At 34.6% G+C, this 26,517-nt stretch carries 23 protein-coding genes, 1 tRNA gene and 1 pseudogene; 12 read left to right on the top strand and 13 right to left on the bottom strand.

Annotated features, from left to right (window positions below):
- Window positions 1–8 precede the first annotated feature (8 nt).
- The 6 genes from AAGD65_RS04375 (at window position 9) to dnaQ (ending at window position 3,617) form a co-directional block, all read left to right on the top strand.
- Window positions 9–95: transfer RNA gene (locus AAGD65_RS04375), tRNA-Leu, on the top strand.
- Between the two features lie 20 nt (window positions 96–115).
- Window positions 116–310, top strand: coding sequence for a Fe-S cluster assembly protein IscX (iscX, locus tag AAGD65_RS04370; RefSeq protein ID WP_226080047.1), 195 nt, complete (start codon window positions 116–118; stop codon window positions 308–310).
- Between the two features lie 267 nt (window positions 311–577).
- Window positions 578–901 (top strand): DUF721 domain-containing protein, encoded by a 324-nt coding sequence (locus AAGD65_RS04365; RefSeq protein WP_006012687.1) that lies wholly within the window; start codon window positions 578–580, stop codon window positions 899–901.
- 54 nt (window positions 902–955) lie between these two features.
- The gene (rpmB, locus tag AAGD65_RS04360; RefSeq protein ID WP_007302640.1) at window positions 956–1,270 is read left to right on the top strand and encodes a 50S ribosomal protein L28; all 315 of its coding nucleotides are present in this window, start codon (window positions 956–958) and stop codon (window positions 1,268–1,270) included.
- Window positions 1,263–2,126 (top strand): lipoyl synthase, encoded by an 864-nt coding sequence (gene lipA / locus AAGD65_RS04355; RefSeq protein WP_149168839.1) that lies wholly within the window; start codon window positions 1,263–1,265, stop codon window positions 2,124–2,126. Before rpmB ends, lipA begins: the two co-directional genes overlap by 8 nt.
- Window positions 2,127–2,957: 831 nt before the next feature.
- The gene (dnaQ, locus tag AAGD65_RS04350) at window positions 2,958–3,617 is read left to right on the top strand and encodes a DNA polymerase III subunit epsilon (protein ID WP_372436136.1); all 660 of its coding nucleotides are present in this window, start codon (window positions 2,958–2,960) and stop codon (window positions 3,615–3,617) included.
- Between the two features lie 80 nt (window positions 3,618–3,697).
- Here dnaQ and AAGD65_RS04345 read toward each other — a convergent pair whose 3' ends face one another.
- From AAGD65_RS04345 to AAGD65_RS04325, 5 genes are all read right to left on the bottom strand, one after another.
- Window positions 3,698–4,525 carry a hypothetical protein gene (locus AAGD65_RS04345; RefSeq protein WP_264683379.1) on the bottom strand — a complete coding sequence of 276 codons (828 nt, stop codon included), beginning with the start codon at window positions 4,523–4,525 and terminating at the stop codon, window positions 3,698–3,700.
- A 91-nt stretch (window positions 4,526–4,616) separates the two neighbouring features.
- On the bottom strand, window positions 4,617–5,765 hold the full coding sequence (locus tag AAGD65_RS04340) for a hypothetical protein (protein ID WP_264683381.1): 1,149 nt from the start codon (window positions 5,763–5,765) through the stop codon (window positions 4,617–4,619).
- An 88-nt stretch (window positions 5,766–5,853) separates the two neighbouring features.
- The gene (locus tag AAGD65_RS04335) at window positions 5,854–9,042 is read right to left on the bottom strand and encodes a glycoside hydrolase TIM-barrel-like domain-containing protein (protein ID WP_264683383.1); all 3,189 of its coding nucleotides are present in this window, start codon (window positions 9,040–9,042) and stop codon (window positions 5,854–5,856) included.
- A gap of 233 nt (window positions 9,043–9,275) precedes the next feature.
- On the bottom strand, window positions 9,276–10,607 hold the full coding sequence (locus AAGD65_RS04330; protein ID WP_264682187.1) for an AAA family ATPase: 1,332 nt from the start codon (window positions 10,605–10,607) through the stop codon (window positions 9,276–9,278).
- Window positions 10,608–10,905: 298 nt separating this feature from the next.
- Entirely contained in the window at window positions 10,906–11,865 is a 960-nt protein-coding gene (locus tag AAGD65_RS04325) for an ankyrin repeat domain-containing protein (RefSeq protein ID WP_264682189.1), read from the bottom strand.
- Window positions 11,866–12,113: 248 nt separating this feature from the next.
- On the opposite strand from AAGD65_RS04325, the pseudogene AAGD65_RS04320 reads away from it, so the two are divergent.
- Window positions 12,114–12,193 (top strand): annotated as a pseudogene (locus AAGD65_RS04320) (IS630 family transposase); the annotation flags it as partial.
- Between the two features lie 166 nt (window positions 12,194–12,359).
- On the opposite strand, the gene AAGD65_RS04315 reads toward AAGD65_RS04320, so the two are convergent.
- Entirely contained in the window at window positions 12,360–13,064 is a 705-nt protein-coding gene (locus AAGD65_RS04315) for a ComF family protein (RefSeq protein WP_264682192.1), read from the bottom strand.
- 51 nt (window positions 13,065–13,115) lie between these two features.
- Complete coding sequence (gene uvrA, locus AAGD65_RS04310; RefSeq protein WP_010405033.1) at window positions 13,116–15,929, bottom strand: excinuclease ABC subunit UvrA; 2,814 nt, start codon at window positions 15,927–15,929, stop codon at window positions 13,116–13,118.
- A gap of 325 nt (window positions 15,930–16,254) precedes the next feature.
- On the opposite strand from uvrA, the gene AAGD65_RS04305 reads away from it, so the two are divergent.
- Both AAGD65_RS04305 and AAGD65_RS04300 read left to right on the top strand, forming a co-directional pair.
- Entirely contained in the window at window positions 16,255–17,586 is a 1,332-nt protein-coding gene (locus tag AAGD65_RS04305; RefSeq protein WP_264682195.1) for an ankyrin repeat domain-containing protein, read from the top strand.
- A gap of 60 nt (window positions 17,587–17,646) precedes the next feature.
- On the top strand, window positions 17,647–18,645 hold the full coding sequence (locus AAGD65_RS04300; RefSeq protein WP_264375491.1) for a pyruvate dehydrogenase complex E1 component subunit beta: 999 nt from the start codon (window positions 17,647–17,649) through the stop codon (window positions 18,643–18,645).
- Between the two features lie 2 nt (window positions 18,646–18,647).
- On the opposite strand, the gene AAGD65_RS04295 is transcribed toward AAGD65_RS04300, so the two are convergent.
- Window positions 18,648–19,004, bottom strand: a complete 357-nt coding sequence (locus tag AAGD65_RS04295) for a TrbC/VirB2 family protein (RefSeq protein WP_007302624.1) — start codon at window positions 19,002–19,004, stop codon at window positions 18,648–18,650.
- Between the two features lie 199 nt (window positions 19,005–19,203).
- Between AAGD65_RS04295 and lepB the strand changes: the two genes are divergently transcribed.
- Entirely contained in the window at window positions 19,204–19,989 is a 786-nt protein-coding gene (gene lepB / locus AAGD65_RS04290; protein WP_007302623.1) for a signal peptidase I, read from the top strand.
- Between the two features lie 3 nt (window positions 19,990–19,992).
- On the opposite strand, the gene AAGD65_RS04285 is transcribed toward lepB, so the two are convergent.
- From AAGD65_RS04285 to iscU, 4 genes are read right to left on the bottom strand one after another with little or no spacing between them, the layout of a single operon-like run.
- Window positions 19,993–21,894, bottom strand: coding sequence for an Hsp70 family protein (locus tag AAGD65_RS04285; protein WP_264682204.1), 1,902 nt, complete (start codon window positions 21,892–21,894; stop codon window positions 19,993–19,995).
- Window positions 21,872–22,330, bottom strand: a complete 459-nt coding sequence (locus tag AAGD65_RS04280) for an iron-sulfur cluster co-chaperone HscB C-terminal domain-containing protein (RefSeq protein WP_006012616.1) — start codon at window positions 22,328–22,330, stop codon at window positions 21,872–21,874. The genes AAGD65_RS04285 and AAGD65_RS04280 overlap by 23 nt, the downstream gene beginning before the upstream one ends.
- Complete coding sequence (locus AAGD65_RS04275) at window positions 22,323–22,709, bottom strand: HesB/IscA family protein (protein WP_006012614.1); 387 nt, start codon at window positions 22,707–22,709, stop codon at window positions 22,323–22,325. The genes AAGD65_RS04280 and AAGD65_RS04275 overlap by 8 nt, the downstream gene beginning before the upstream one ends.
- 5 nt (window positions 22,710–22,714) lie before the next feature.
- A complete protein-coding gene (gene iscU, locus AAGD65_RS04270) occupies window positions 22,715–23,098 on the bottom strand; it encodes a Fe-S cluster assembly scaffold IscU (RefSeq protein ID WP_006012607.1) in 384 nt (127 codons plus the stop codon).
- A 176-nt stretch (window positions 23,099–23,274) separates the two neighbouring features.
- On the opposite strand from iscU, the gene ftsY reads away from it, so the two are divergent.
- Both ftsY and AAGD65_RS04260 read left to right on the top strand, forming a co-directional pair.
- The gene (ftsY, locus tag AAGD65_RS04265; RefSeq protein WP_264682218.1) at window positions 23,275–24,186 is read left to right on the top strand and encodes a signal recognition particle-docking protein FtsY; all 912 of its coding nucleotides are present in this window, start codon (window positions 23,275–23,277) and stop codon (window positions 24,184–24,186) included.
- Window positions 24,187–24,770: 584 nt separating this feature from the next.
- Window positions 24,771–25,025, top strand: a complete 255-nt coding sequence (locus AAGD65_RS04260; protein WP_264682220.1) for a hypothetical protein — start codon at window positions 24,771–24,773, stop codon at window positions 25,023–25,025.
- 107 nt (window positions 25,026–25,132) lie between these two features.
- Here AAGD65_RS04260 and radA read toward each other — a convergent pair whose 3' ends face one another.
- Window positions 25,133–26,476, bottom strand: a complete 1,344-nt coding sequence (gene radA, locus AAGD65_RS04255; RefSeq protein ID WP_264682222.1) for a DNA repair protein RadA — start codon at window positions 26,474–26,476, stop codon at window positions 25,133–25,135.
- Window positions 26,477–26,517 lie beyond the last annotated feature (41 nt).

Raw genomic sequence — 26,517 nt, 5'->3', positions numbered from 1 at the left:
AACATAAGGCCCGTGTGGCGGAATCGGTAGACGCAGCGGACTTAAAATCCGTGGGTTTTGCGACCTTGGGAGTTCAAGTCTCCCCATGGGCACCAGTTTAATTTATTAAAAAAGTATGAAATGGCTTGATATAGAAGATATTGCAGAAGCTCTAGAAGAGAAATTTCCAAGTGAAGATATAATTAGTATTAGATTCACTGAACTTAAAAGAAAAGTCTTGGATTTAGAAGAGTTTGATGATGATGAAAAGTATTGTAATGAAAAAATATTAGAGGCCATTCAAGCAGCTTGGATTGCAGAAAGATCTTAAAAAACAGATAGCTATAAGAAAATTACGGCATACAGTAAAAAGATAATTTTCTTGGAAATACTATACTTTACTCGAATTTTAATTAGCTTCATAATAATTTAACAAATTAAAATTAAAAATGATTACAAGGTAGGAAACACAAAATTCTGGCAAATGCTAGATATACAAATACTGCTTTTTATGTGTGAGGCCGAGGATCATGAAAACAATAAGTTAGTTTTTTGTATAAGAAAGTTGTAATATAATTTAATTTTAAGCACTGGAAAGATGTTTAAATATAGCGGGCCAAAGAAATTAAAATCTATAATAGAAAACTATGCATTAAAATGCATGAAAAATAAGATCAGCAAAAATGAAATACGTCTTATTTTAAACTGGAAAAGTATAGTTGGAGAGGAATTAGCAGAATGTACAAAACCACAAAAGATCTCATACGCACAAAACGTAAATTCTGGTGTTCTGCATCTGTTAGTAACAAATGGCAGTAAAGCATTAGAAATGCAGCATATGGTTTCTCTTGTAATAGAAAAAATTACAGTGTTTTTTGGCTATAAAGCAGTATACGGTATAAAAATCAAGCAAGGGAGTTGACTATTTAACTATATAAGGTTAACCTAGTTACATAGGATAAATTGGTATATTGAAGTGAGTAGAATTTGTGAATTAACAAATAGAAAAAAGTCTTTTGGTAATAAGGTATCGCACTCAAATCGTAAAACAAAGCGTACCTTTCTCTTAAATTTACATAAGGTTACATTAACGAGTAATATATTAGAAAAAAAGTTTAGCTTTCGTATAGCGACAAGAACTTTAAGAACTATAGATTACAAAGGTGATCTTGATGCTTTCTTGCTCAACACAAAAACAATTAAACTAAGTAAAGAAGCGCAAAAGATAAAAAGAAGATTAAAGAAAGTTTTAGCAAAACAAGAGGTAGAGCTAGCTGTTTCAGATGCATAGTAAGCCTACATGGCTCAGAGCAAAAGCTCCAGCTGGTAAAGTATTCAATGAAACCTTAAACACTGTTAAGCTACATAACTTACATACAGTATGCGAAGAAGCTGCGTGTCCAAATATTGGTGAATGTTGGAATAAACGTCATGCTACTGTGATGATTCTCGGTTCTGTTTGTACTCGTGCTTGTGCGTTTTGCAACGTTGCAACTGGCATTCCTGATAAGCTCGATCCTCACGAACCAGAAAATTTAGCAAAAGCAATAAAAAAGTTAAATTTAAAGCACGTTGTCATTACCTCTGTTGACCGTGACGATTTACCAGATGGTGGTGCAAATCAGTTTATAAGGTGTATAGAAGAAATTAGAAAGATAACTTCGGAAACAACAATAGAGATCCTCACTCCTGATTTTTTAAATAAGAAAGGAGCGTTTGAAGCAATAGCTATTGCATCACCTGATGTTTATAACCACAACATCGAAACAGTACCAAGGCTGTATGCAAAAATAAGACCAAGAGCTCGTTATTTTCATTCACTATATTTGCTAAAGATGGTGAAACAGATTAATTCTAAACTTTTCACGAAGTCAGGGCTTATGGTTGGTCTTGGAGAAACAAAAGAAGAAATCTTTCAGGTTATGGATGATTTACGTAGCGCCGAAGTTGATTTCATTACAATTGGTCAATATCTGCAACCAACTCCAAAGCATGCAAAAATTGATAGATATGTTACTCCAGAAGAGTTTGAGCATTATAAATATATTGCTTATTCTAAAGGCTTCTTGGTAGTTGCATCAAGTCCATTAACCCGTTCATCATATCACGCTGAAGAAGATTTTAACAGGCTCAAGTCCTGTAATTGACATCTCGATTTTATTGTCCCAAATTTGGGACAATAAGTCAGGAAAGCTTAGTGAGTTGCCCTAGGCTTGACTTTTTACTTAGCTGATCACAAAAAGTATGAATTTTACAGCACCTAAACCAGCTGTTTAAGATCTTATATAAGCAATTGACAGCTACTGAGATGCCAGTTAAAATATTTACATAGTATATTAACAGAGGGTAAGGTGGGTTTTAGTGGATATGTACATGATAAAGCTTTAACAATATCAGATATAAGTGCTAAGATTGATGTAAGAGATCTAGTAAACTTTCTAAAGAATAAAAAAGATATTAACGAGCTTAATTTAATAAATGTAGAGATTGATAGTAAAGATGTAAAAGAGTTAGGTAAACTTACACATCTTACTTCGCTTACTCTAAGGAACAATAAACTTGGTTTTGAAGGTGCAGGATATATAGGTAAAAGCAATCTAAAAAACCTTACTTTACTTGAAATAAGTAATAACAATATTGGAGACATAGGTTTTGCATTTTTGATTGGCAGCAAACGTCTCCCAAATCTTACTTTATTAAATGTAGAAAACAACAACATTGTTGGAGTGTGGCGCCACCACTATGGAGGAGATATAGCACTCAAAAATCTCACCTCACTTTATGTAGAAGGTAACGGTAAAAAATTCTTAAATGATAAAGAAGTTATCCTTGATAGTATAAAAAAAAGCTCAATAACCGAAGCGCCTGGACACTCTAGAGTAAAAGATGGTGAAGGTGCTACAAAAAAATTAGTAGCTAAAAGAAAAAAAACGATACAAGCTACCAATAGTCAGTCAGATCCTAGTAGTAGGTTAAGTATAGAACTTTCCAAACAAGATGGGCTGCGTGAAATAGTACTTGACACTGAAACTACAGGTCTTGATGTCAATAGCCATCGAATTATCGAAATAGGGTGTGTAGAACTAATTAATCATATTCCAACAGGCAAAGTATTCCATCGATACATCAACCCAGAAAGGAGCATAGACAAAGGTGCATTTAAAGTTCACGGTATCAGCGAAGAATTTCTAAAGGATAAGCCATTATTTTCAGAGATTGCATCTGAATTTCTTAATTTTATATCTAGCGATACTTTGGTAATTCACAATGCTGGATTTGACATTAAATTTTTGAACATGGAACTTGGTAAACTGAATGCCAAATTAATCTCTTCAGACAGAGTGTTAGATACATTACCGCTTGCAAGAAAGAAATTTGGACCACCGGCTTCTTTAAGTGCATTGTGTGAGCGTTTTGGTATATCGCTAGAGAGCAGGGAGTTACATGGAGCGCTAATTGACGCTGAGTTGCTAGCAAAAGTATATGTTGAGCGATTACAAACTCCTTTGGATCGATGTCAGCATGCAGTACGTAACTTATCTCTTAGAGGACACTTGCCAAGTAATGAAGAAGTTAGTGAGCAGTTAGATGAGATTAACGTATCTGTTCATGAGGGAGTAGTAGATAGAAGATTGTAAAAACGCCTTTTGCTTTCAGTAGCGAAATTATTCTCTCAATGAATGTGTTTTCTAGCTTTAAAAATGCGAATCTCAATATCTTATCTTGAATTACTTAACTGTTGGTTCAAGTTTAAGTTCTTATCATGGTATGTATTTACATCTTTTAACACTTTAAGTGGTTCACCTAGAATATGTTCCACTTTTGTCTCAAATTTAAATCCCAAATTTCCAAAAAATTCTTGAAAATACTCAATAGTAATGTCACACAAACTTCTACCACTTGCTTTATGATTTTTCAGCTCTTTCGGAATAGTAATAAGCACTTTACCATCTTCATATGTTACATTTCGACCCTTACATTTTAGTTTAAATTCTACTGAACTGCAAAAACCTGGTGTTTTAATATCATTAACAAGATCACTGCTGCACACCTTTATACAATCCATGCTAAAATTAAATTTTAGACAATTGGAGTCACGGCAATCCATACTATAAGTTATTGTTATGCTAGAATCTAACACAAGTAAGCCAAATGGAGAAAGAGCCTTTAATATATGAAGAAACAGAAAATGATTATACCCTTCTTGATGATAGTTAGTTATCAATTCTTCCATGATAGAGTCACTCGGAACTTCTGCACCAGCATATTCAAATATTTTTATGAAAATTTGCTTAAGAAATGGACTATAGTTCTTTCTTCCATTCTCATCTTCTAAAATGAGATCTTTATGTTTTGAATATAGCTTCTCAATAAGCTCATTAGGCACTTCTTTCTCATTAATAGTAAGGTTGTGTGATCTACCAAGGTCAATATATGTGTTGTAACCAGAGTTCCAACAATCTGATTTTATTGGCACAGATTTTAAATCAGCATACTTGAGCTTTTCCACTTCAGATTTTAATGCATTAACTATTTTTTTTGCCATATTATTCCCTCTATCACATAGATTAATACTAGTATTATATTTTATTGACTGTCAATTATTTAGAACCTTTGCTTTAAAGGACTTTCTATCTTTAACAACTGTTATGCAAGCGCATTGCTACCCTGTCTACTTCTGCTCCTTCCAGCTTGTTATCTACTCGTTCATGGTATAGATCTTTTCCCTTCATCCAGGATAGGTCACCATTTATTGTACAAACGTAATTGCCATTGTTCTTTTCGAAAAAAAATAGCCCTAGTTTGCTTTCGTCTTGACCGATCAATCCATTACGGACTACTTCCACGGTATAAAATTGACCTAAATTTAAACCTATTTCACGATACCTAGAATAATGACAGACTAGCGGATCATATAGTTCTCTTATCTTACCATTTCTTAGATCAACTATTTTGCGCTCTATCTTATCTAATTCCTCTATAACACTCTTCCCTTTTTTCTTCGCTTCATCATCTAACAGCTGTTTCTCTCCCAATTCTTTATAAATAGCAAAAAACCGTGATTTTTCTTCTTTCGCAAGATTAGATAAACGCCCTGCTAACTCATAGCACATTTTTTCTTGACTCAGTATTGCGCTTTTATATTGAGATAAAATATTAATCGCTATATGTGGACAACTTACTGCAATCAGATCATTATTTAAATCCGTTTTAATAATTTTGCCGGTCTCTTGATTAACATGTGCAGTAATTTGCCCTAACAAAATTCCCTCAGGGATTGTTATATCCTTCCCTATATGAGAGTCAATGGCTTTTAAAGAATCAAAATCTATATATATCCCACCTTCGTGTCCTGTAAACTGCTTTAAGAGTGCCAGAGCAACTAATCTAAAAGTATCTATTTCAACAGCAAAGTATGTTCTTTGTTCATCTGTCATGTTATACATATCTCTAAAGAAATCTTTGATACTAGTATCTTTACCATCTATCTTCCATCCTTGATCTATTTCGCTCCAGTCATACTGATGCAAGTCTATAACATGTACTCCTTCAATTCCTTTCAGTTCACATTTTAAATCATCTATTTGATTTTCTTTGAATCCAGGACCGTTGATAATCAAATATATATCCCTCTCTTCTTTATTTATTAATTTATGATTTTTTATTATATCTAAGTAATTAAAGTCACTGTTTTTACCATCTGGTAAAGATGCACCATATACTCTTGGTACCCAAGTTAGTATTATTGGCGCTTCATTTGATAATTTTTTTACATTACCGATCATTATTTTACCTCACTATATTGCTATGTTTATAATATAGTGGATTTTTTAATAAAATGCAACTAGACATTAAGATTTCACTTACGCTCTCTCAGTTTACAATTTTTGTTTCCGTATTATCTAATGAATCACCGTAAGTGACTGCCTTAAGATAAAACTTTCTACCTTTTTGCACTTCAAAAGAAATTATTGAATCATCAAGTAGAATAAATTTTTCACCTGAGGTGTGTTCATATTTCTTAGTACCCTCTTGGCCTCTAATTAGGTCGATAAGCTGATATTTATTCTTACCTATGAGCTTTGCTCTTTCGAATTTTATTACCTCTTTTCCAACCAGCGCTAACACAGTTGGACTCATGACGTCTATCTTACCAAAACGCAGTACTACTGTAATTCCCTCATCGGTAAATTCGATTACATATCCGTAAGTAGATTGTATATTTGCGCTCGCGATGGGCTTATAATTTTTATCATCATACGAAATAAAAAGCGTTGCTCCTTTCCAACCTTCCTCTTCACTAATTAAAGTAAAACTTGCGATATTATCTTTAATATACCGTAAATCTATCATTTCTACGATAGATTTACTGATGTGAGAAGGAGGGTATTCTTTAAGCATAAGTGATCTTGTTGAAGGAAAAGAGAGCTTGTATATAGAGGGATCATAACCAACTCCTATTACTTGAATGGACATGCTTTCAAACTTTGTTTTTATAATTCTCATCGTATGTCTTTTCTCGCCATCTGAAATTGCTATGACATCACTTGGTAAAAGCCATGCATATTTTATCGGGAGCTTAAAGTTGTATACATTTCTCTCTTGCCACGAAGAATAAAGTAAAACTTCAGCTATATTTTGCGCCTCCCCTTCCTCCATAATGAGAGGTATTTCAACTGTTGCAGCATTGCCCTGCTTTGGCAGTTCAGCATATTTCACATCAATTGGATAGCCAAAATTGCGGTTAAAATAGACAACATTGACTTTACTATTTAAATCTAGCTGACTAATATTAACAAGTTTTGCAACGTTATTGGTAACCATCTCGCCAATTGGTATTTCAGTTTTCACTCCCCTGCCCTTTTGAATAAATTTCAGTTTTGAGTTCTGTTCAACCACATCAAAAAAATAGCACCTTCGCAGCATTTTAATAATTGAGCGTACGGGTTGCTGATCATTTATTACATACCCAGATAGTAATCCTTTAACATCACTTGTATCAAACTGATCGCCTTTGAGACCTACCTTTTGCAACAGATCAGACAAAACATCGGAAACATTAAGTTGTGAAATTTTTCCCTGAATCCAGTGCCCTGTTTGCCAATTATGGCAGTCAGTCCACATATCACACAAGTTGGGAAAATAAGGAAATGGCCTTGCATCCCACGCCCAGAGGAACATTTTCTCCACCATTTCTGAGCTTTGCCACTTTTTTAATGTTCCTTCGATTGCAGTTTTCTGCGAAAGAAAGCTCACCTCTCCGTTTGAGTATCGTGGATATTTACTCTCTATACTACCTTTATCAACAAACACATTGGGCTCATTAGTGCAGCCGTTCATACTGGGAAATCCATATTCGGTAAACCATATTTTCTTCATTTTTGGTTGCCATTTTGTTTTACTACCACCTGGATTTACATGAACTTCACTCCACCATTTCTCGATATTTTTCCACGCATATTCGCTGTCATTATACTTTATTTTCTCAGGATCACTTTTTGAGTAATCGTAAAAATAATCATACCCTACTCCACTGCTCCAACCACCCGTTACATCTTTCGCGGAATAGCCAAAAGGAGGTTCTGGGCCATCGGTGAGTGGAAAATAAGCATCTATGCCAATAACATCGATGAACTGTGAAGACCAAAGTTCATCCATATTATACCAACCATCATATGAATGATATTCGCTCCAATCGGCAGCGTAAGTTACGTTTACTTCTTTTCCAAGCTGAAGTTTTACTTGCTTTGCAACTTTAACTAGCTCTGCTACTGCAGGATAGTTACCCTCTACATCTTTTACTCTGGTAAGCTGAGCAAACTCAGAACCAATAATAAACCCTTCCACTTTAGTTTGTTTGGCAATGCTCGTGTAATGCTCTATGAATTTGCTATACTGATTCTCAAAAAAATCACTTATATCCTGAGGAGTACCGCTCAATTTTCCTCGCCACTCTTTGTTTTTTGTGTCAAGCAAGAGCATTGGATAGAGCATCACCTTATAACCTCTGCTATGCAGCTCTTCTATATATCTTATTAGTGCTGAATCGCTAACTGTACCACCATATCTTGGATTTCCATGATTATCTTTTGAAATGAGCTGGGCATTATCCCTGGTTATATTTCCCACTTGCCAATCATCAGGCACTATAGCAGAATCGTCTTGAAATTCAACTGCAGGATATATTTTACAATCTTTGATATTCAAACTGCTTGCAAACCAATTAACCACTACCGATGCCCATTCAACATTTGGTAAACTTTCCTTCAATTGGTCTAAAGAAAGCATAGCATCGCTCTTTTTTGTGTGATTATTGTGATTTACTCTTTGTGCCGGTCCATAGGGAATATATTGACTACTGCTTATTCTTTCTCGTGCAATTTTCTTCTGTATTTTCGTATCATACACAAACTCCCCTGAACCTGGTATGATATTGATATTCTTAATATTTTCTGCCACTGAAAATCCACTTGATTTTAATGCAGTTTGCACTTCAAATGTAAACACCGGGACGCGATTGTTATAGTCCGTTAGAGGGAAATTTTTGATAACTATATAAGATATTCCTCTATAAGCTGGCAGACTCTTCTCACCTTCAATTGATGACATAGGGTTCTGGTCTTCTCTGCCGTGGTAAAAAGTATAGTCTATTTCATCAAAACTAAGCGATTTTGTATTCGCCCAGATCCTATTTAATTTTTCCACTTTCCCCTTGCAGATTGCAATTGCAAGCGTTGCATAGTAGTTATACGCAACATTTATACCTCTTCCGATTTTGGTAGTTATCGCTTCTTCTTTGATTGGCTGTGACCAAATAATGTTTCCAGCAACGCGAGCAGTGCCATAGATAATTGGAATTGCTTTGCCATAAGTTGAGGTTTGAACTTGCAGATTTTTCAGCCTCGCCCCATGCGTTACCTTTTGCTCAGCATCAAGACCAAACATTGCACTATCGAGCTGTGCACCAAGCAGCGCTCCAAGCTCTGAGCCGATAATCCGGCCAACTGGGCCAAAAATACTGCCAGCTTGACCTAAAATTGATGATAAAATTATTGTAGACATAATGTCCTCCTTTTTAATTGATAGATTTTTTTGAATTGTTGAGTTAGCAAATGTCAGTAGCTGATATTGGAGAAAAGGGGCTGATGCTTTTGTACTCTATAATGATGTCATCCAAGTAGCTGACACCCTTTTAGAAGTTCAATGACCCTTCTGGATAAAAACTATTGTCAAGCACTGGAATGACATAATTTGAATTGTGTCACTTGCATGGCCAGACTGTGTAGCAAAGCTCCTTATTGCTGGATTTGCTGTGTACTTCCTTGAGTGAATACGTCATTCAAGGAAGAGCTCACTGACGAGCTTCTAGAGAAGCTTCTAGATGAGGATGAGCTTTCAGACGAAGACTTTCGCGTATTATTGTTTTCATCTTTAATATTATGATCCTTCTTAAACTTGTTACATAGAGTATGAAAAGAACTTATTTTCTCTCCTTTAGCTTTTTTATTTTTTATAAGATCCATTAAAGCAATCAGATTTGCTACTGAGAAACCATCAGTATTAGTTACAATGGTTTCAATATTTTTAACGCTTAAATTTCCTAGGTGTTCCTTTAGTATTTTTCTACATCTATCCCTTTCTAGCGCAGAAACATTAATATGGATGCCCAAGCGACCACCTCTAATAAGCGCAGAATCTAAATGTTTCTTATGATTAGTTGCAGCAACTACCGTTATATTTTTTGAAGATAAAAACTTTTCATCCAATTTAGTGAGTAAATAAGTTAAAGATTCTACATTCTTGTTACAACCACTATCGCGATTTAGACCAATTCCGTCAATCTCATCTATAAAAATTATACAAGGATTGTTTGTCTCTGCTTTCTCAAAAACTAGATCTATATTCTTTTGACTAGACAAGCAAGACGCAGTAATAAATATAAAAGCAGATAGAGATTTAGTTTGATTTGCAATTGCCTTACCAATACTAGTCTTACCAGTCCCTGGTGGACCATACAAGAGATATCCTCTGCTTTTTGACTTATAAATCTCTTTCAATTTTTCTTTTGTGTCATTTGGTAATATAATATCACTAAATGTTGTATTCCACCCTCTTTCTTCACCTTTTGCATAAAATTCCATACTCAGCTTTGCTTCTACTTCATTTTTTGTTGCAGGACTATTAATTAACCTTGCAGAAAGATCACTAACCTCTTTTTCTAACCCCTCCACTTTATCTTTCGTTACAAAACTATCTGAAATTCTCTCGACTTTTTTTTCTAGATCACTAAGCTTCTTTTTATTTTCTTTAGCCTCTTCATTCTCTAATTCTTCTTTAATTGGAGCTCGCGTATTTTCTTCTTCCCTTAACCCTTTATTCGGCTCTTCGACTTCAGCTTTCGAATTTTCTTGAGATTTTTTATTTTGTTTAATCATTTTATATGAAAACACAATTACTACTGCAGAAAGCGCAAATAAAATAAAAATAACAGGGGGAGCTATATTTAAAGCTGCAACTGAAGATAAAAATGCAACGTAAGGAGCTACAGCAAAAACTCCAGATGTAATTAATGTAAGAGAAGCAATAGCACCAGCTATAAGAAAAGGTATATTAGTTCTACTAAACATATTTTAGTTTATAGATTAATAGTTAATTTTTAAATAATACAAGCTTTTTATAGTAAAGCAAGACTAACTTAAGGCATCCTTAATCAATCTATAATTGAGGTATTATGAAGTATTAAGAGATATAAGATGGTATGTTGTATTTTTAATTCAGTGTTCTTTTTCTATCATTCCAGGGTACTGGAATGATAGATGCTATGATAAGAAATTCAATAACTTAAAGTAGGTAATTAAAGCCTCTAATTAAGATCTAAATCTATAGTTATTATAAGCAACACTAAAGAAGTGCGGAAGTAAAAATTTACGAAAGAGCATTATGTATACATATGCTTTGTAGTTCTACACTTTGCCACCCTTCTGTTAAGCTTTGCCTCCCTTCCATTACGTTTTGTCGCTCTTTTATTTCTTTTATTTCGTTATCGAATTTTGATATTAGATATTTAGCATAACCAGATGTTAATGCTGTTGATGCAGATACAGCTATTGCTGCCATAACAGATGTTAATGTACCTTCCATTGTCTCGGTTATAAAAAGCATCGATGCTACAAAATTCCCTAACATGGCAACTAAGCCACCAACAACAACACTATCTCCTACTACCTTACTTTTCAAAAACCTTTCTATATCCTCTACCGTACCTTCTTGGTGATTTATAATGGCATAATATAAAGGGGTTTTCTGAAAATTATCTTTCTCATAAACATCTGCACCTCTACTTAGCAAAGCATTTACTATCTCCATATAGCCATTTGCAGCAGCATAATGCAAAGGAGTACAACCATTTTCATCTTTTATATTAACATCCGCACCTCCGTATAGTAGAGCATCTACTACCTCTACGAGGTTATTTTTAGTGGCACAATGCAAAGGAGTACAAACATTTCTATCTTTTATATTAACATCCGCACCTCTTTTTAGTAGAGCATTTACTACATCTACACATCCACTATAAACGGCATGATGCAAGGCAGTCTCTCTATTTTCACCTTCTACATGAACATCCGCATGCCTATCTAATAAAACATTCACTAAATCCTTACAGCCAGCTGCTGCAGCTGCAATTAATAATGTAAATTCGGCATCAGGATCACTTTGGATGAATGTATGATTTATACTAAAATTTTTATTTTTCCACTCTTGATACGCTGTTGCATCTTCCCTTTGTAATACCTCTTTTATTTTATTAACTACATTATCTTTATTTACACTTGCATCTTTATCAATTGCACTTAATATTTTTTTTAGATTTTCAAAATTCATCTTTACCTCCTATAACTTTACGATGCAGTTACTACACAATTACAAACAAAAGTAAACACATTTTTAGGAATTATTTAGAAAAAGAAACCATTGAAAAAGTCAGTAATTTACAATAAATAACTGATACATTTAATTGGAAGAAATATGTGATGTAACTATAGCCATTATAAACAACAACAGAAAAAACACGGAAGTAAAAAATTTATGTTGACTGTACAATATCGATTTCTAATATAATCCAGAGATAAAAAAATGTCGGTGCTGAAGTTATATATCTGCCTCCATATTCTCCTGATTTTAATCAAACCATTGGTTTGTTATAAAAAATTGAGCCAGAAAGAATATTCAGCTATTCGAACTATTAGAAAAAGAGCTATAATTATAGACTCAGTATACACTATAACTAGACTTTTTTTTAAGAGGAATGATATAGAAGTTATTACTAAGACACTAAACAGTTTTCAAAAATGAAAATTATACCTTAAAGCTGATTTTCATATAGTTCTTGCAAGCGATAGCACTCTCACTTCTCTTGCACCAGAGTTTAAAATTTCCTGAGAGCAAGACCTTGCGGTTGCGCCAGTTGTTACTACATCATCAACCAATATCACGATTTTGTTTTTGATAATTTCGCTGTTACTTACTTTAAAAGTATTTTTCAAATTTTTTTCACGCTGTTTAAGTGAAAGACCAGCTTGAGGTTTGGTGTGACGAATACGTTTTATTGCAAATGGTGTATAAGATAAATGAGATAACTTACTTAATTCCTTCGCGAGCAATGCTGCTTGATTATATTTACGTTTAAATAAGCGTATTTTATGTAGCGGTATGGGAATTATGACCTCTGCATTTTGAAACATGTCTTTGTTAGCTTTGTACATCCACTTTGCGTAGACTTTCATGTAGTTTAAGTTATCAAAAAATTTAAAATTTATAATCATATTTTTGCTATGTTCATCGTAGGCAAAAACTGATCTTAATACTTTAAATGGCGGAGGATTACTGATGCATTTGCCGCATGTATAAAAACTATCTGGAATTACTACACCACAAACATTGCAATAATGCTTAGTTAAGAAATTGATTTTTTTATTGCATTCACTACATAAATCATAACTTTTATCAATTATACGTTCACAACTTACGCATACGTTTGGAAATATGAGATCTGTAGCTTTTTTTAATAAGAGAAGATTCATGAATTAAATATGTTAGGTATACCTTTTAAAATGCTCCTCATAACCTAATTATTAAGAAATAGTCGATACTTGATCCAATAAATATGTTTTAAGATACTTGCCTGTAACGCTTTTTGGAGTCTGTGCAACTTTTTCTGGAGTTCCTACAGCAACCACTTCGCCACCTTTTACTCCACCCTCTGGACCAATATCTATTATGTAATCAGCAGTTTTTATAACATGTAAATTGTGCTCAATAACTATAACAGTATTTCCTAAATCAACTAGCCTATGGAGTATTTTCAGTAAATTATTTACATCTTCAAAATGTAACCCAGTTGTTGGCTCATCGAGAATATACAATGTTTTCCCGGTAAATCGCTTTGATAGTTCCTTAGACAGCTTTATTCGTTGTGCTTCACCCCCGGACAACGTTGTTGACGACTGTCCAAGCGTTATATAGCCAAGCCCTACTTCCTGTAAAGAAATCAACTTTTCCTTTATCATTGGAAGATTTTCAAAAAAGTCACATGCTTGATCTATTGTCATATCAAGCACATCAGAAATTGATTTTCCCTTGTAAGTAACTTCCAATGTTTCTCGGTTATACCTCTGTCCTCTACATTGCTCACATTTCACATAAACGTCCGGTAGGAAATGCATCTCGATCTTTAAATGCCCATCACCTTTACAAGCTTCACATCTTCCTCCCTTGGTATTAAATGAAAATCGGCCTATATTGTAACCTCGTGCCTTCGACTCTGGGAGACCTGCAAACCAATTTCTGATGTGAGTAAACATACCAACATATGTTGCTGGATTTGATGCTGGGGTCCTACCAATTGGCGATTGATCAACTTCTATAATTTTATCTATATACTCAAGGCCTTCTATTTTGTCGCATTGACCATGCCTTGCAGATGAATGATTTATCTTGTGTGCTGAGTATTTATATAATGTTTCTATCACTAAACTTGATTTCCCTCCTCCTGATATTCCAGTAACACAAATAAAATTCCCTATAGGAAATTCAACATTTATATTTTTTAAGTTGTTCTCACAAGCATTAACTACCTTTATGAACTGAGTTGTTTGCTTTCTTCTTTTTGAAATTGAAATTTCCTTCTTTCCACTTAAATACTGTCCTGTTATGCTTTCTGAATTTTTTTGTACCTGATCTGGTGTTCCTTCTGCAACGATTTTTCCTCCATTCACGCCAGCTCCAGGACCAATATCAATCACATAATCAGCAGCCATTATTGTGTCTTCATCATGTTCAACAACAATCACAGTATTACCCATGTCTCTCAGATTTTTAAGTGTGGTAATTAATCGATCATTATCACATTGATGAAGGCCAATTGAGGGCTCATCAAGCACGTATAGCACTCCTGTTAAACCAGAGCCAATTTGCGAAGCAAGCCTGATCCTCTGGCTTTCACCACCAGAGAGAGTGCTAGATTCACGGTCAAGTGTAAGGTAATTTAGCCCTACATTCTTTAAAAATGTCAGCCTTTTGATTATTTCGTTTAATATTTTATTTGAAATTTGCCTTTGTTGTTCTGTAAGTTTGTCTGATAAATTTCCAAACCACTTAAGGGATTCATCGATGCTGAGCCTTGATATTTCACCTATATGTTTTTCGTCAATTTTCACTGTAAGTGCTTCTTTTCTCAATCTATAGCCAGCACATTCTTTGCAGTCAGTAACAGAACAATACCTATCAATAAGTGATGCATCGTAATCCATCTGGCGTTCTAGGATACTGACCAAACCTTGAAATTTCATTTCTCTAGAGCCAAAAAGTATTAAATCCTTCACTTTTTGGTCTATATTCTTCCACGGAACATCAAGGCTAAATTTGCAATTTTCAGCCAGTGATAGAATTGCATTTTTTAGCAATCCATAGTTTGTATGCACTTGACGGAACATTGATCCAATTGGCTTTAAAGCACCTTCAGATATCGAGAGCGTTTCGTCTGGCACTATTAGCTTTGCATCAACACTTAGTTTTTTACCGAGCCCACTGCATGAACTGCATGCACCGTAGGGGCTGTTAAAAGAAAACAATCTTGGCTCTATTTCTTCAAGAGTAAAGCCAGACTCAGGACATGCAAAATTCTCTGAGAAAGTTAAAGTTTGACCATTTTTATACTCGGAATTGTGGTTATCAGGTAAGTTCACTATTTCTGCATACATTAAGCCATGGCCCAGCCTCAATGCTGATTCTATACTGCCTGGTAGTCGATTTCCTATATCATCTGACATGGAGATTCTATCTGCAATAACAAAAATATCATGTTTCTTGTTTTTGTCGAGTTTAGGCAAGTCATCTATATTGTATGTTTCACCATCTATTTTTAGTCTCACGTAACCCTGCTTTTTAATTTCCAATATCTCTTTGAAGTGCTCTCCTTTTCTGCCACGCACAATAGGAGCAAGTATATATATTTTAGTTTCTAAAGGTAATGCTATAATAGTATCTACAATTTGAGATACAGCCTGTTTCGTTATTGGCAACCCAGTTACAGGCGAATAAGGTATTCCCACTCGTGCATATATCAAACGTACATAATCGTAAATTTCAGTAACGGTTCCAACAGTTGATCTTGGATTTTTTGAGATCGACTTTTGATTAATTGATATTGCAGGAGAGAGGCCTGTGATTGACTCAACATCTGGTTTATCTTGAATATTAAGAAATTGACGTGCATAAGCCGATAGACTTTCGACGTATCGGCGTTGGCCTTCTGCATAAATCGTATCGAATGCAAGGCTAGACTTACCAGAACCACTTAGTCCAGTTATAACAACTAACTTATTTTTTGGTATATTGACATCAATACCCTGCAAATTATGCTCTCTTGCACCTTTAACTCTGATCATACTTCATGTACCTTTGACCATTACAGCCTCAAAATACATAAACTCACAACAACTTGCTACTAATTTTTTTAACTGTTATGGAAAACGAAGTAGCATAACTAGTGCAAAACATTTTGCCACACAACTATATGAACATCTGTTTTCGCCAAGTTAGTTCGTACAACAAATGGTGTCATAAAAGTATGTTTTCTACAATCTCATCAAAAACATGCTTACCAATTTTTGGAAACAGGAAATTTTATTTTATATAAAATATAGAATTTTGATAAATTTAACTTTTTTGTGAGATTATGCAGTGATAAAAATAAATTGAGAGGGAAAGGTTGTGGCAATAGAGAAGGAGAAGTTTTTTGAAATAATAAATGAGGTAAGTAAAAGTGGAGGTTTGGATGAAGATAATTTACTTGAAAGAATAAAGAATGAGTTAAAAGGAAAAGATGCAGGAGAGTACAACAAGTTTAGTAAAAATTTTAGTAAAGAACATCAATTTAGTATAAAAATTTTAGAAGAAGCTGCAGAAGATTGGACGTTGTTACATCTTGCTACAGCATGCAACAATATGTTAATAGTGGAACTTTTACTAAAAAAGAAAGCAAGTGTTAGCGCTCGAGTAAAAGATGGCTCTAAAAATGATGGGCTAACTGCTTTGCATATTGCTGCTTCTTGTGGACATAAAGACATGGTAAAACGGTTACTAAATGACAATCGAGTCAATCCTTCATTAAAAAGCAAAAATAAGACTCCAAGAGAGATAGTTGGTAATACAGAGAATAAAGAAGCTATAGAGGAAATGTTAAAGAAAGCAGAACAAAATTTTTATACAAAGCATGAGAAAAAAACTGATGTATCAGCAGATGTTATAAATTCTGTGAAACAATACAATACCATACGTAGTGGTGCACAGGCTCCTGTTACGTGCGAAAGTAGTGACAGTATAGTAAGTGAGCAATACTTACATGCTGGTGTTAAGAATATGGTAGAAAAATTTGAGTCACCGCAAAGAGGAAGTGTTACATATAGTGGTAAACAGACTCCTATTGGTGAAAGCGTTAGTAGTGACGACAACGGTTTAGCACTTGAAACTACGTTTGATACTTCTTCCTACTCCGAAATAAATTACGACGGGGCAGCTAATGAAGTTGATAACCAAACTTTAGAAAGCCTGCAAACTCAAGTTCAGTTGAAAGATAGCCAAATTCGGAAGTTAGAAAAGCCAGGTAAAGAATTAAAACATGTTGAGAAAGAACTAGAAAAATCAAAGAGTGACGTAGCTGGACATGAGACTCGGTTAGAAATAGTTGATAAGCTCAGTAAAGAGAATCAATCACTAAAGCAAAAAATAAAAGATCTGGAAAACGAGAATACAACACTTAATAGTGAATTAAGCAAAACCAAAGCAAATAAAGTATTACTAGAAAAAACAGAAAAAAGACAACTGTCTTTCTTAAAAATTGCTTCTGTAAACTTTGCAATCATGTTGACAGTAGGTGTTGCCTTTAGTATAGCCTTCCAATTACCAATTCTATTGATGATTGCAACTTCTGTGATGTCTTCATTGATAGTCGGTGGAGTTACATACGCACTATCACCGCAACCTACTGAATTAAAAGAAGTAAGTATTCAATGCTCAATGCAACATGATGCTTGTAAAACTTAACTTGTGCGCTTCCTGGTAATTTTGATATAGTTATTTCAGTTGAAATCTACAGGTTTACAAATGGCAATCTTAAGTGTAAGAGAAGCTTTATGCACAGCGATCAGAGAAGAAATGCAAAATGACCCTGATATATTTATCATGGGTGAAGAAGTTGCAGAGTATGATGGTGCTTATAAAGTAACGAAAGGATTACTGAAAGAGTTTGGAGAAAATAGGGTAGTTGATACACCCATTACTGAACATGGATTTGCTGGTCTTGCTGTTGGAGCAGCATTTGCTGGACTGAGGCCAATAGTCGAGTTTATGACTTTTAATTTTTCTATGCAGGCTATCGACCAAATTGTGAATTCCGCAGCAAAAACAAATTATATGTCGGGTGGACAACTTGGATGCCCTATAGTATTTCGTGGACCAAATGGTGCTGCAGCAAGAGTTGCAGCACAACATTCTCAGTGCTTTGCATCTTGGTATTCGCATGTTCCAGGGTTGAAAGTAATAGCACCTTACTTTGCCTCCGATTGCAGAGGTCTGCTTAAAGCTGCAATTCGTGACCCTAATCCGGTAATATTTCTAGAAAACGAGATCGCTTATGGACATGAGCATGAAGTTCCTGACTCTGAGCTATCAAACAAAGATTATCTACTTGAGATAGGCAAAGCTGCTGTTATACGGGAAGGAAAGGATGTAACTATCACTGCTTTTTCATTGAAACTAATGGATGCGTTAAATGCAGCAGATTTACTCTCTAGTGAAGGAATAGAAGCTGAAGTTATCGACCTCAGAACCTTAAGACCACTTGACACTGAAACAGTTATTAACTCTATTAAGAAGACCAATAGATTAGTAAGCATAGAAGAGGGTTGGCCATTTGCAGGAATAGGAGCAGAACTCTCAGCCATGGTTATGGAACAAGGATTTGACTACCTTGACGCTCCGGTTGTACGGGTAACCGGCAAGGATGTCCCCTTACCTTATGCTGCAAACCTAGAAAAGAAAGCATTACCACAAGTGGAAGATATAGTTGAAGCTGTGCACCAAGTCTGCTTTAGAAAGAAATAGTCCTATTGACTCTTTTTTTTATCTCCCGTTCCACATTCTTCCATAAAAGAGGCATTTGTAGAGTTTATACCACCCATTACTTTTATGACAATAGTTTTAGCGCCAAAAAACACAGCGCAAAATACACCGAGGGCGAAAAGAGCAGGCCACGGCATTCTACCAAATATTGCAAGTAAAGCTGCTCCTATTATCACTACGGTCATAAGCGGTCCACCTATTCCCCAAACGTAGCCAATAATATTACATATTACTTGAGCAGTTGTATCGTCATTAGAGTTAGCAGCACTTCCAACATGAGAAAAAGAAATAAATAATACTATAAGTAGAATACAAAAAACCTTTCTAATTGTAGGGTTCATCCCTATACCTTAAGTTTAAATATTATAATTATATCTAAAATAGTATAATTTTCAGTAAAACTAGCATTGTGATTTATACAATATTGCATAGCAAATGATGTCTATTGGTTATCAATCACTGTCAATTACTTGAGAGCTTATTTCGACTTTCGAAAAAGAGCAATAACACCCATGAGTAAAATTTCACATTACCACTTTTATGTGTTATGATAAGCTTAAATTTATAAAGAAAATAAAATTGAAAGAATTGAGAGAGAACCGGATAGCAAGAACGAGAAAGTTTTTATCTTCACTGTTTTTTTTGCTACTAATTGCGCTATCAATACGTAGTTTTTTATTTGAGCCATTTCATATTCCTTCTGGTTCAATGAAAAGCACTCTACTTGAGGGAGATTATATTTTTACTAGTAAATATTCATATGGTTATAGTAAACACTCTTTTCCATTTTCTCCAAACATCTTTAGCGGTAGAATCTTTTATACCCCTCCGGAGCGTGGTGATATAATAGTTTTCAAGCCTACAAGAAATGACAGCATTAGATTTGTTAAGCGGGTAATAGGAATACCGGGCGATAAAGTGCAAATGATAGAGGGGGAGTTATATTTAAATGATCAGAAAGTAAAGCGAAGACAAATTGAAAATTTTTTTGATTATGAGTCAAAGCGTAATATAGCAAGATACATCGAAACACTCCCGAGCGGCAAGGAGCATGAAATTCTAATAGATAATCTTTCTAATAAGTTATCATACAATACTCCAGTTTATTATGTGCCTGATGATCAATTTTTTGTTATGGGAGACAATAGAAATAATTCTTTTGATAGCAGGTTTTCTGAAATTGGGTTAATACCAACTGAAAATATAGTTGGACGCGTAAGCATGGTTGGTTTATCGTTTAAATTAGGCAAAGTTGATTGGTTGCCGTTTGATTTTAGGTTACCTATTGCTCTGAGATTTGACAGGGTACTTCACAAAGTTGTATGAACTCTATCTGTCTGCTGATTCGCATAATTCTAAAGCAGAGTTTTCTAACTCAGAGATAGCATTATTAATGTTGTCTAAGTCATTTTCCTGTAAAGCGTCTTTTGCGTTCTGTAGTAAAATTTTTAACTTTTGCTCAGTGGAAACATTTTCAACTAGATGTATGAGCTTGTTACCGTTAATTTTAGCCTCTGCAAGGGAACGAGCCTTCATATCTTCATCAAAGTTACTTACTGACTGATTGACCATATCTTGAATATCTTCTTCACTTAAGCCAGAGCTTGAATTTATTTCAACTGTCTGTTCGACTCCAGTAGTTTTTTCTCTTGCAGTGACAGTCAATATTCCATCAATGCTAACTGTAAATCCTATTTCAACTTTTGCAGAACCTGCAGGCAATTGTGGTATACCTTTGAGTTCAAATCGTGCTAGAGATTTATTATCTTTTATCATTTCACGTTCTCCTTGACAAACGTGAATTTTCATTGCTGTTTGCCCGTTAGCGTAAGTTGTAAACTCTTTTATTTCTGAAACTGGTAGTGGTGTATTTCTTGGTATAATTTTTTCAACTATTCCCCCCATAGTTTCTATGCCAAGTGATAAAGGCAGCACATCAAGGAGAATATTCCTATCTTTTGAGTTTGAAGTTAAATAATGAGCCTGCAAAGCTGCCCCATTGGCAACTGCTTTGTCCGGATCCACATCATTCAGCACTTTATTGCCAAAGAGTTTGATTAGTGAATTTTGCACTAATGGCACTCTAGTTGCACCACCAACTAAAATTACCCCTTTTATATCATCGATTTTAAGATCTATGTTGCTTATAGTACGAGTAACTATATTTATAGTCTTATTAACCAAAGGACTGATTGCTTGCTCGAATTCTTCTTTGGTAATTTTGCACTTAAATAATTCACCATTGATGCTGAATTCAAAAGTGCCAGATGCATTTTCACTTAGGTACTCTTTTATAGCACGTATATTGCAGATACCAGTTTTAGTGTATGAATGTTGTAATTTGTAGGTAGTTGTATCAGATGGTGTCATTCCAGTGCTTGACACTGGAATCCAGTTCTTATTATATAACTTTCTGGTGTGTTCACTTGCAATCAAACTTTCTGGATCCCAGTGTCGGAGCACCGGGATGACACTAGAGCATTTTTTATTTAAACCTACCTGTTCTCTATACTTTTCAAGCACGATTAAACTAAGTAGATGATCAAAATCATCACCACCAAGTTTAGTATCACCACCAACTGCAAGAACTTGAAACACTCCTTGATGTAATTTTAATATTGAAATGTCAAATGTTCCACCACCGAGGTCATAAACTGCATATATGCCACTGTTATTGTTCTTTTCAATGGAGTAAGAAAGTGCTGCAGCGGTTGGTTCATTAATGAGGCGAAGAACATCTATGCCAGCTAATTTTGCTGCATATTTGGTTGCGTTACGTGCTGAATCATCAAAATAAGCTGGTACAGTAATCACTGCTTTGTTAACTTTCATCCCTGTGAATTTTTTTACCCTCTTGCATAGAGTTTTTAGTATCTCAGCAGAGATCTCAATAGGAGTAAGATACTTTTCCTCTGAGCATTTTACCCTAATAACTTTTTCACTTTCGTTATCTATTTCACAATTGATACCTTCTTTATGCAAGTCTTTAACACTTTTACCCATTAAGCGTTTTATAGAGCAGATAGCATTCTTGCTAACATCGTAGCCTACTTTTAGTATATCCTTTTCATATGAAATGACAGAAGGTAATAGTTCACGACCTTGCTCATCTTTAAATATTTCTACATTGCCAGCTTTATTTACCATGGCAATTAAAGAGTTAGTAGTTCCAAGATCTATACCAAAAACCACCTCATTTGAACTTGGTTCAGAAATTTGAACTGGCCGCATTTTCCTTTATCTCCTCAAATGACTTATATAAATATCTCAATCTAAAAACTTGCGTAGCAGCTTCATCAAAATTTTTTGTAGCAAAAGCATTAATTAGGTTTTTAGTACAATCTTTTACCTTTTCATCAATCATCCTACTTGCAAATTGTAAATCATCGCAGTCTAGAAAGTATTCTCTTATTTCCATTGATTCATTTAATATTTCAGGATCAAGATGCTCTTTTTTGCTTTGTACGTCAAAAAGATCCAACAAATGTTCGGCACGCTTTAGCGGTGACTTCAGTACCTGATAAGCTTTGTTGATATTTTCCATATTTTTGGACTCTCTTTCATTTATATCAGTTTTGCTTAGCTCAATATATTTTTTCTCCAGCTCATCAAAGCTGATGTTAAAAGCCGGTTCAATTCCAAATAATGTGAAATGGTTGCTAGACATGAAAACTCTCTCCACAACCACATTTTCCTTTCTCATTAGGATTTTTGAAAATAAAACCTGATGAGAATTTTTCCTCTACATAATCCATTTCAGAGCCAAGGATAAACATGATAGATTTTGGATCGATCAGCACCTTGACTTTTTGATCATCACTGCAGCTTTCTTCAATTACCGACTCCAAAGGACGAACATCATATGCATATTCAATATCATATTTTAAACCAGAGCATCCTTTTTGCTTAATTAGAACTCTTATTCCTATTGCTTCTTCAAGGTTAGCATGCTTCTTTTTGTCCAATAAAAACCTTACCCTCTCTACTGCATTTGCAGTTAGAGTGATAGGTTTTTTAACAGAATTTACTCCTTGAAATTCACTCATATTCCTCAATGTTTTTGTTTATTTTGATAATCATGAATAGCAGCTTTTATAGCATCCTCAGCAAGTACTGAACAGTGTATCTTTACTGGCGGCAAAGACAATTCTTCCACTATTTGAGTATTCTTTATCTTTGTTACATCCTCAATAGTTTTTCCTTTGATCATTTCTGTAAGCAAAGAACTTGAAGCTATAGCAGAACCACAACCAAAAGTTTTAAATTTTGCGTCTTCAATAACACCTTTATCGTTGACCTTTATTTGCAGTTTCATTACATCTCCGCATGATGGTGCACCAACTAGACCAGTACCAACATTTGGATCATTTTTATCCAGAGAACCAACATTCCTTGGATTTTCGTAATGATCTAAAATTTTCTCATTATAACTCATAGATTACCCGTAAACCATTACTTACATTATAACATATTTAGGTTAAAAACTAAAGTAAAATACACTAGCAAGCGGTACATTTTACTCACAAAATATATAGGTTACGAGTGTATTTACTTTACAAATACATATAGTGCATGTCATTCTTTATATGGTAATTTTAGAAGGAGTATTTCTTGAGTTTATTCAGTAATCTTTATCAAGGACTATTAAAAACCTCCTCCCGTTTTAGTGATGGAGTAAAAAATATTTTTTCTAGCAAAAAAAAATTAGATCAGTCGCTTTTAGATGATCTGGAAGAGCTGCTGATTAGCATGGATATAGGTCATAAAACTTCTAGATTGCTTATTGATAAGCTCGCAAGTATCAAATTTGAATCAGAAGTTGAACATAACATTATCACACAGCAGTTAATGAGCGAAATAGAAACAATATTAAACCCTGTTGTGCAGCCGCTCATTTTGAATAAAAAACCACACATAATAATGGTATGCGGAGTGAATGGTAATGGAAAAACTACAACTATAGGTAAACTTGCCCATAAATATAAGGAAAAAGGAAAATCCGTTATGCTTGTTGCGTGCGACACATTCAGAGCTGCTGCGAGTGAGCAATTAAATATTTGGGCAGAACGTTCTGATTGCTCTATTGTTACTGGAGAGCACGGTAGCGATTCTGCAAGTGTGGCATATAGAGCTGTAAATCAAGCGATAAAAGATAGCGTTGATGTTGTTTTAATTGATACAGCAGGAAGGCTACAAAACAATGTAAATCTCATGCAAGAGCTGTCAAAAATACATAGAACGATAAAGAAATTGGATGATACTGCTCCTCATGATGTTATTTTAGTTCTTGATGCAACTACTGGCCAAAATGCTTATAGCCAATTAGAGGCCTTTAGTAAAATGGTTGGTGTTACCGGGTTAATTGTAACAAAGCTAGATGGTACTGCCAAAGGTGGAGTAGTGATTGGGCTTGCAGAAGCTTATAAGGTGAAATTACACGCTATAGGAATTGGTGAAAGTATAGAAGACCTGAGGGAATTTACTGGCAAAGAGTTTGCTGAAGCGCTGTTTAAATGTGATTGAAGATCTCTTTAATTTTCTCATATGACCAAGCTTAATTATCATGAGAAGCCGTTTTTAGATGGTATCATTCCAGTACTTCCTATTTGAGTAGCCTTTTCTTGTCATCCCAGTCTGGGATCCAGATTGCAAGTGGGTTGGGTGAGCCGTTAACGTATAAAAATTACTTCCGCATATTTTCAATCTCATTATAATTACAAATAGAGATATTTTAAGAGCTCAAAATCTATCTTTAGTCTGCAGACTTTTTAATCAAACTTATTAAAGAATGTATTCTTCAGTGTATATCTGTCGTATGTGCACTGCATTTTTTCCTAACTCTTTTTTATACAGGAGGATTTTATGTCCAGAATTCCAGATACTTGATCTTTACTTTAGCTAATAATGGGCGCCCATGGTTTTTATAAAGAAAGTATAAGAAAAAAAATATTTTAAAAAATATGAAATAAGGATCTAATATGTTTTGTGGGCAACCAAAAACCACTTCAACTTGCCATGTATACTTGAAAAGTAATTATAATAATATAAATACAATATTTATACTTGTATGCTAATATAAGTATTAGTTTTTAATTAAGGAGTATATTATGAAACAAAAAGCACCAACAGAATATGCAAAGACTCAATGTTACATGGAATGCTATAACTACAGAGATGGCTATACAGATCAATACTATCGATGCGTCGACGAATGCATTCAGAGGCACAGTTCTGAAGTTTTTAAACCTCATTCACAAATTAGTGAGAAATTAGCAGCTAGAGCAAAAAGTCTCTTTGATGAGAGCGAAAAATTATTGCTTATAGCAGAGGAAATATATAATCAAGATCCAATGAATTTTTAATTACAGTAAAAACAGTAAAAAAAGAAGCCAGTGTCACCTACTCAGATGACATTATGGAAGCTGGGATGACATCCTTCTCACAAGCAAAATGTTCATGCAGATAATATTTAATTGTGATTGAAGATCTCTTTTAACTCTTTTATATGACCAAGCTTAATTATCTCAATATCATGAGAAGAATAATTGCCATTTTTAGGCATAATCGCTTTTTTAAATCCTAACTTTTGTGCTTCCCTTAGTCTGAGATCAGCATGCGAAACATTTCTAATTTCTCCTGAAAGTGCAACCTCACCGCAGATTATTGAAGAAATTGGCAGCGGTAAATTTACTAAACTTGAAATAAGGGAAGCAGCAACAGCAAGGTCAGCTGATGGTTCCTGTATTTTGAGTCCTCCCGCAATGTTTAGGTATACTTCTTTATCATGCAAAAACATTTTACAACGAGCACTTAGAACCGCGATTATCATAGCTAATCTATTAATATCCCAACCAACTACTGCTCTTCTTGGAGTTGCCATATTAGTCCTTGCTATTAATGCTTGCACTTCCATTAAGATTGGTCTTGAGCCTTCAACTCCTGCAAATACGGCGCTGCCAACTACTTCTCTATCATGTACGGTCAAGAATAATAATGATGGATTATCAACAGGCATGAGTCCTGCTTTAGACATCTCAAAAACACCAATTTCATTTGCAGGGCCAAATCTATTTTTAATAGTACGTAAAATGCGATATTGATTACTATTTTCACCCTCAAAATATAGTACTGTATCTACCATATGCTCCAGGGTTTTAGGTCCCGCTATTTGTCCATCTTTCGTTATATGGCCAACTATTAAGAGAGAAACACCATATTGCTTTGCAAGAACAGTCAATTCATGAGCGCAGGTACGGACTTGAGTTACAGTTCCTGGTGCTGATGTGACTTTGCTATCATACATAGTTTGTATAGAATCAATTATCAAGAACTTAATACTTTTATTTTTCCTTATTGTTGCTACTACATCAGTTAAAGATACTGTAGATAAAAGCTTAATTTTAGGTTCATTTATCTTAAGACGCTTTGCTCTGAGGCTCACTTGCTCTAAAGATTCCTCGCCAGATACATAAAGACATTCAAAAGAGGAAAGTTGTACAACATTAGCTGCAATCCTAAGCAAAAGAGTAGATTTTCCAATTCCAGGTTCACCACCAATTAAAATGCTAGCACCTTGAACGATACCTCCACCAAAAACTCTATCTAACTCTTCTATTCCTGTTAAAAAACGATCGGGGGTAATAATTTCACTATCTGATAACGCTTTTATTGAAATTGGTGCAGATGTACTTCTCGTTTCTGTTTTTAGTACTATTTCTTCGACAACCGTATCCCAACTGTCACATGCAATACACCTTCCTACCCACCTTCCAGTGCTATGACCGCAGAATTGACATACGTATGCAGTTTTCATAAAAGCCAAAATTATAATTGTAATAAAAATTAGCTAAATAA

Source organism: Wolbachia endosymbiont (group B) of Chesias legatella (assembly GCF_964026945.1).
GTDB lineage: Bacteria > Pseudomonadota > Alphaproteobacteria > Rickettsiales > Anaplasmataceae > Wolbachia.
Note: the sequence above shows the minus strand (reverse complement) of the source record. Positions and strands in the feature narration are given on the sequence as shown.

Bases quoted from the DNA above. Each gene is read 5' to 3' on its own strand.
- AAGD65_RS04275 (WP_006012614.1), bottom strand. From the start codon at position 22,709: ATGAGTGAATTTCAAGGAGTAAATTCTGTTAAAAAACCTATCACTCTA.
- lepB (WP_007302623.1), top strand. From the start codon at position 19,204: ATGTGTTATGATAAGCTTAAATTTATAAAGAAAATAAAATTGAAAGAA.
- AAGD65_RS04300 (WP_264375491.1), top strand. From the start codon at position 17,647: ATGGCAATCTTAAGTGTAAGAGAAGCTTTATGCACAGCGATCAGAGAA.
- AAGD65_RS04295 (WP_007302624.1), bottom strand. From the start codon at position 19,004: ATGAACCCTACAATTAGAAAGGTTTTTTGTATTCTACTTATAGTATTA.
- AAGD65_RS04260 (WP_264682220.1), top strand. From the start codon at position 24,771: ATGAAACAAAAAGCACCAACAGAATATGCAAAGACTCAATGTTACATG.
- AAGD65_RS04280 (WP_006012616.1), bottom strand. From the start codon at position 22,330: ATGTCTAGCAACCATTTCACATTATTTGGAATTGAACCGGCTTTTAAC.
- AAGD65_RS04285 (WP_264682204.1), bottom strand. From the start codon at position 21,894: ATGCGGCCAGTTCAAATTTCTGAACCAAGTTCAAATGAGGTGGTTTTT.
- AAGD65_RS04345 (WP_264683379.1), bottom strand. From the start codon at position 4,525: ATGGCAAAAAAAATAGTTAATGCATTAAAATCTGAAGTGGAAAAGCTC.
- uvrA (WP_010405033.1), bottom strand. From the start codon at position 15,929: ATGATCAGAGTTAAAGGTGCAAGAGAGCATAATTTGCAGGGTATTGAT.
- AAGD65_RS04325 (WP_264682189.1), bottom strand. From the start codon at position 11,865: ATGAATTTTGAAAATCTAAAAAAAATATTAAGTGCAATTGATAAAGAT.
- AAGD65_RS04330 (WP_264682187.1), bottom strand. From the start codon at position 10,607: ATGTTTAGTAGAACTAATATACCTTTTCTTATAGCTGGTGCTATTGCT.
- AAGD65_RS04365 (WP_006012687.1), top strand. From the start codon at position 578: ATGTTTAAATATAGCGGGCCAAAGAAATTAAAATCTATAATAGAAAAC.
- AAGD65_RS04315 (WP_264682192.1), bottom strand. From the start codon at position 13,064: ATGAATCTTCTCTTATTAAAAAAAGCTACAGATCTCATATTTCCAAAC.
- lipA (WP_149168839.1), top strand. From the start codon at position 1,263: ATGCATAGTAAGCCTACATGGCTCAGAGCAAAAGCTCCAGCTGGTAAA.
- iscU (WP_006012607.1), bottom strand. From the start codon at position 23,098: ATGAGTTATAATGAGAAAATTTTAGATCATTACGAAAATCCAAGGAAT.
- radA (WP_264682222.1), bottom strand. From the start codon at position 26,476: ATGAAAACTGCATACGTATGTCAATTCTGCGGTCATAGCACTGGAAGG.
- AAGD65_RS04340 (WP_264683381.1), bottom strand. From the start codon at position 5,765: ATGATCGGTAATGTAAAAAAATTATCAAATGAAGCGCCAATAATACTA.
- iscX (WP_226080047.1), top strand. From the start codon at position 116: ATGAAATGGCTTGATATAGAAGATATTGCAGAAGCTCTAGAAGAGAAA.
- AAGD65_RS04335 (WP_264683383.1), bottom strand. From the start codon at position 9,042: ATGTCTACAATAATTTTATCATCAATTTTAGGTCAAGCTGGCAGTATT.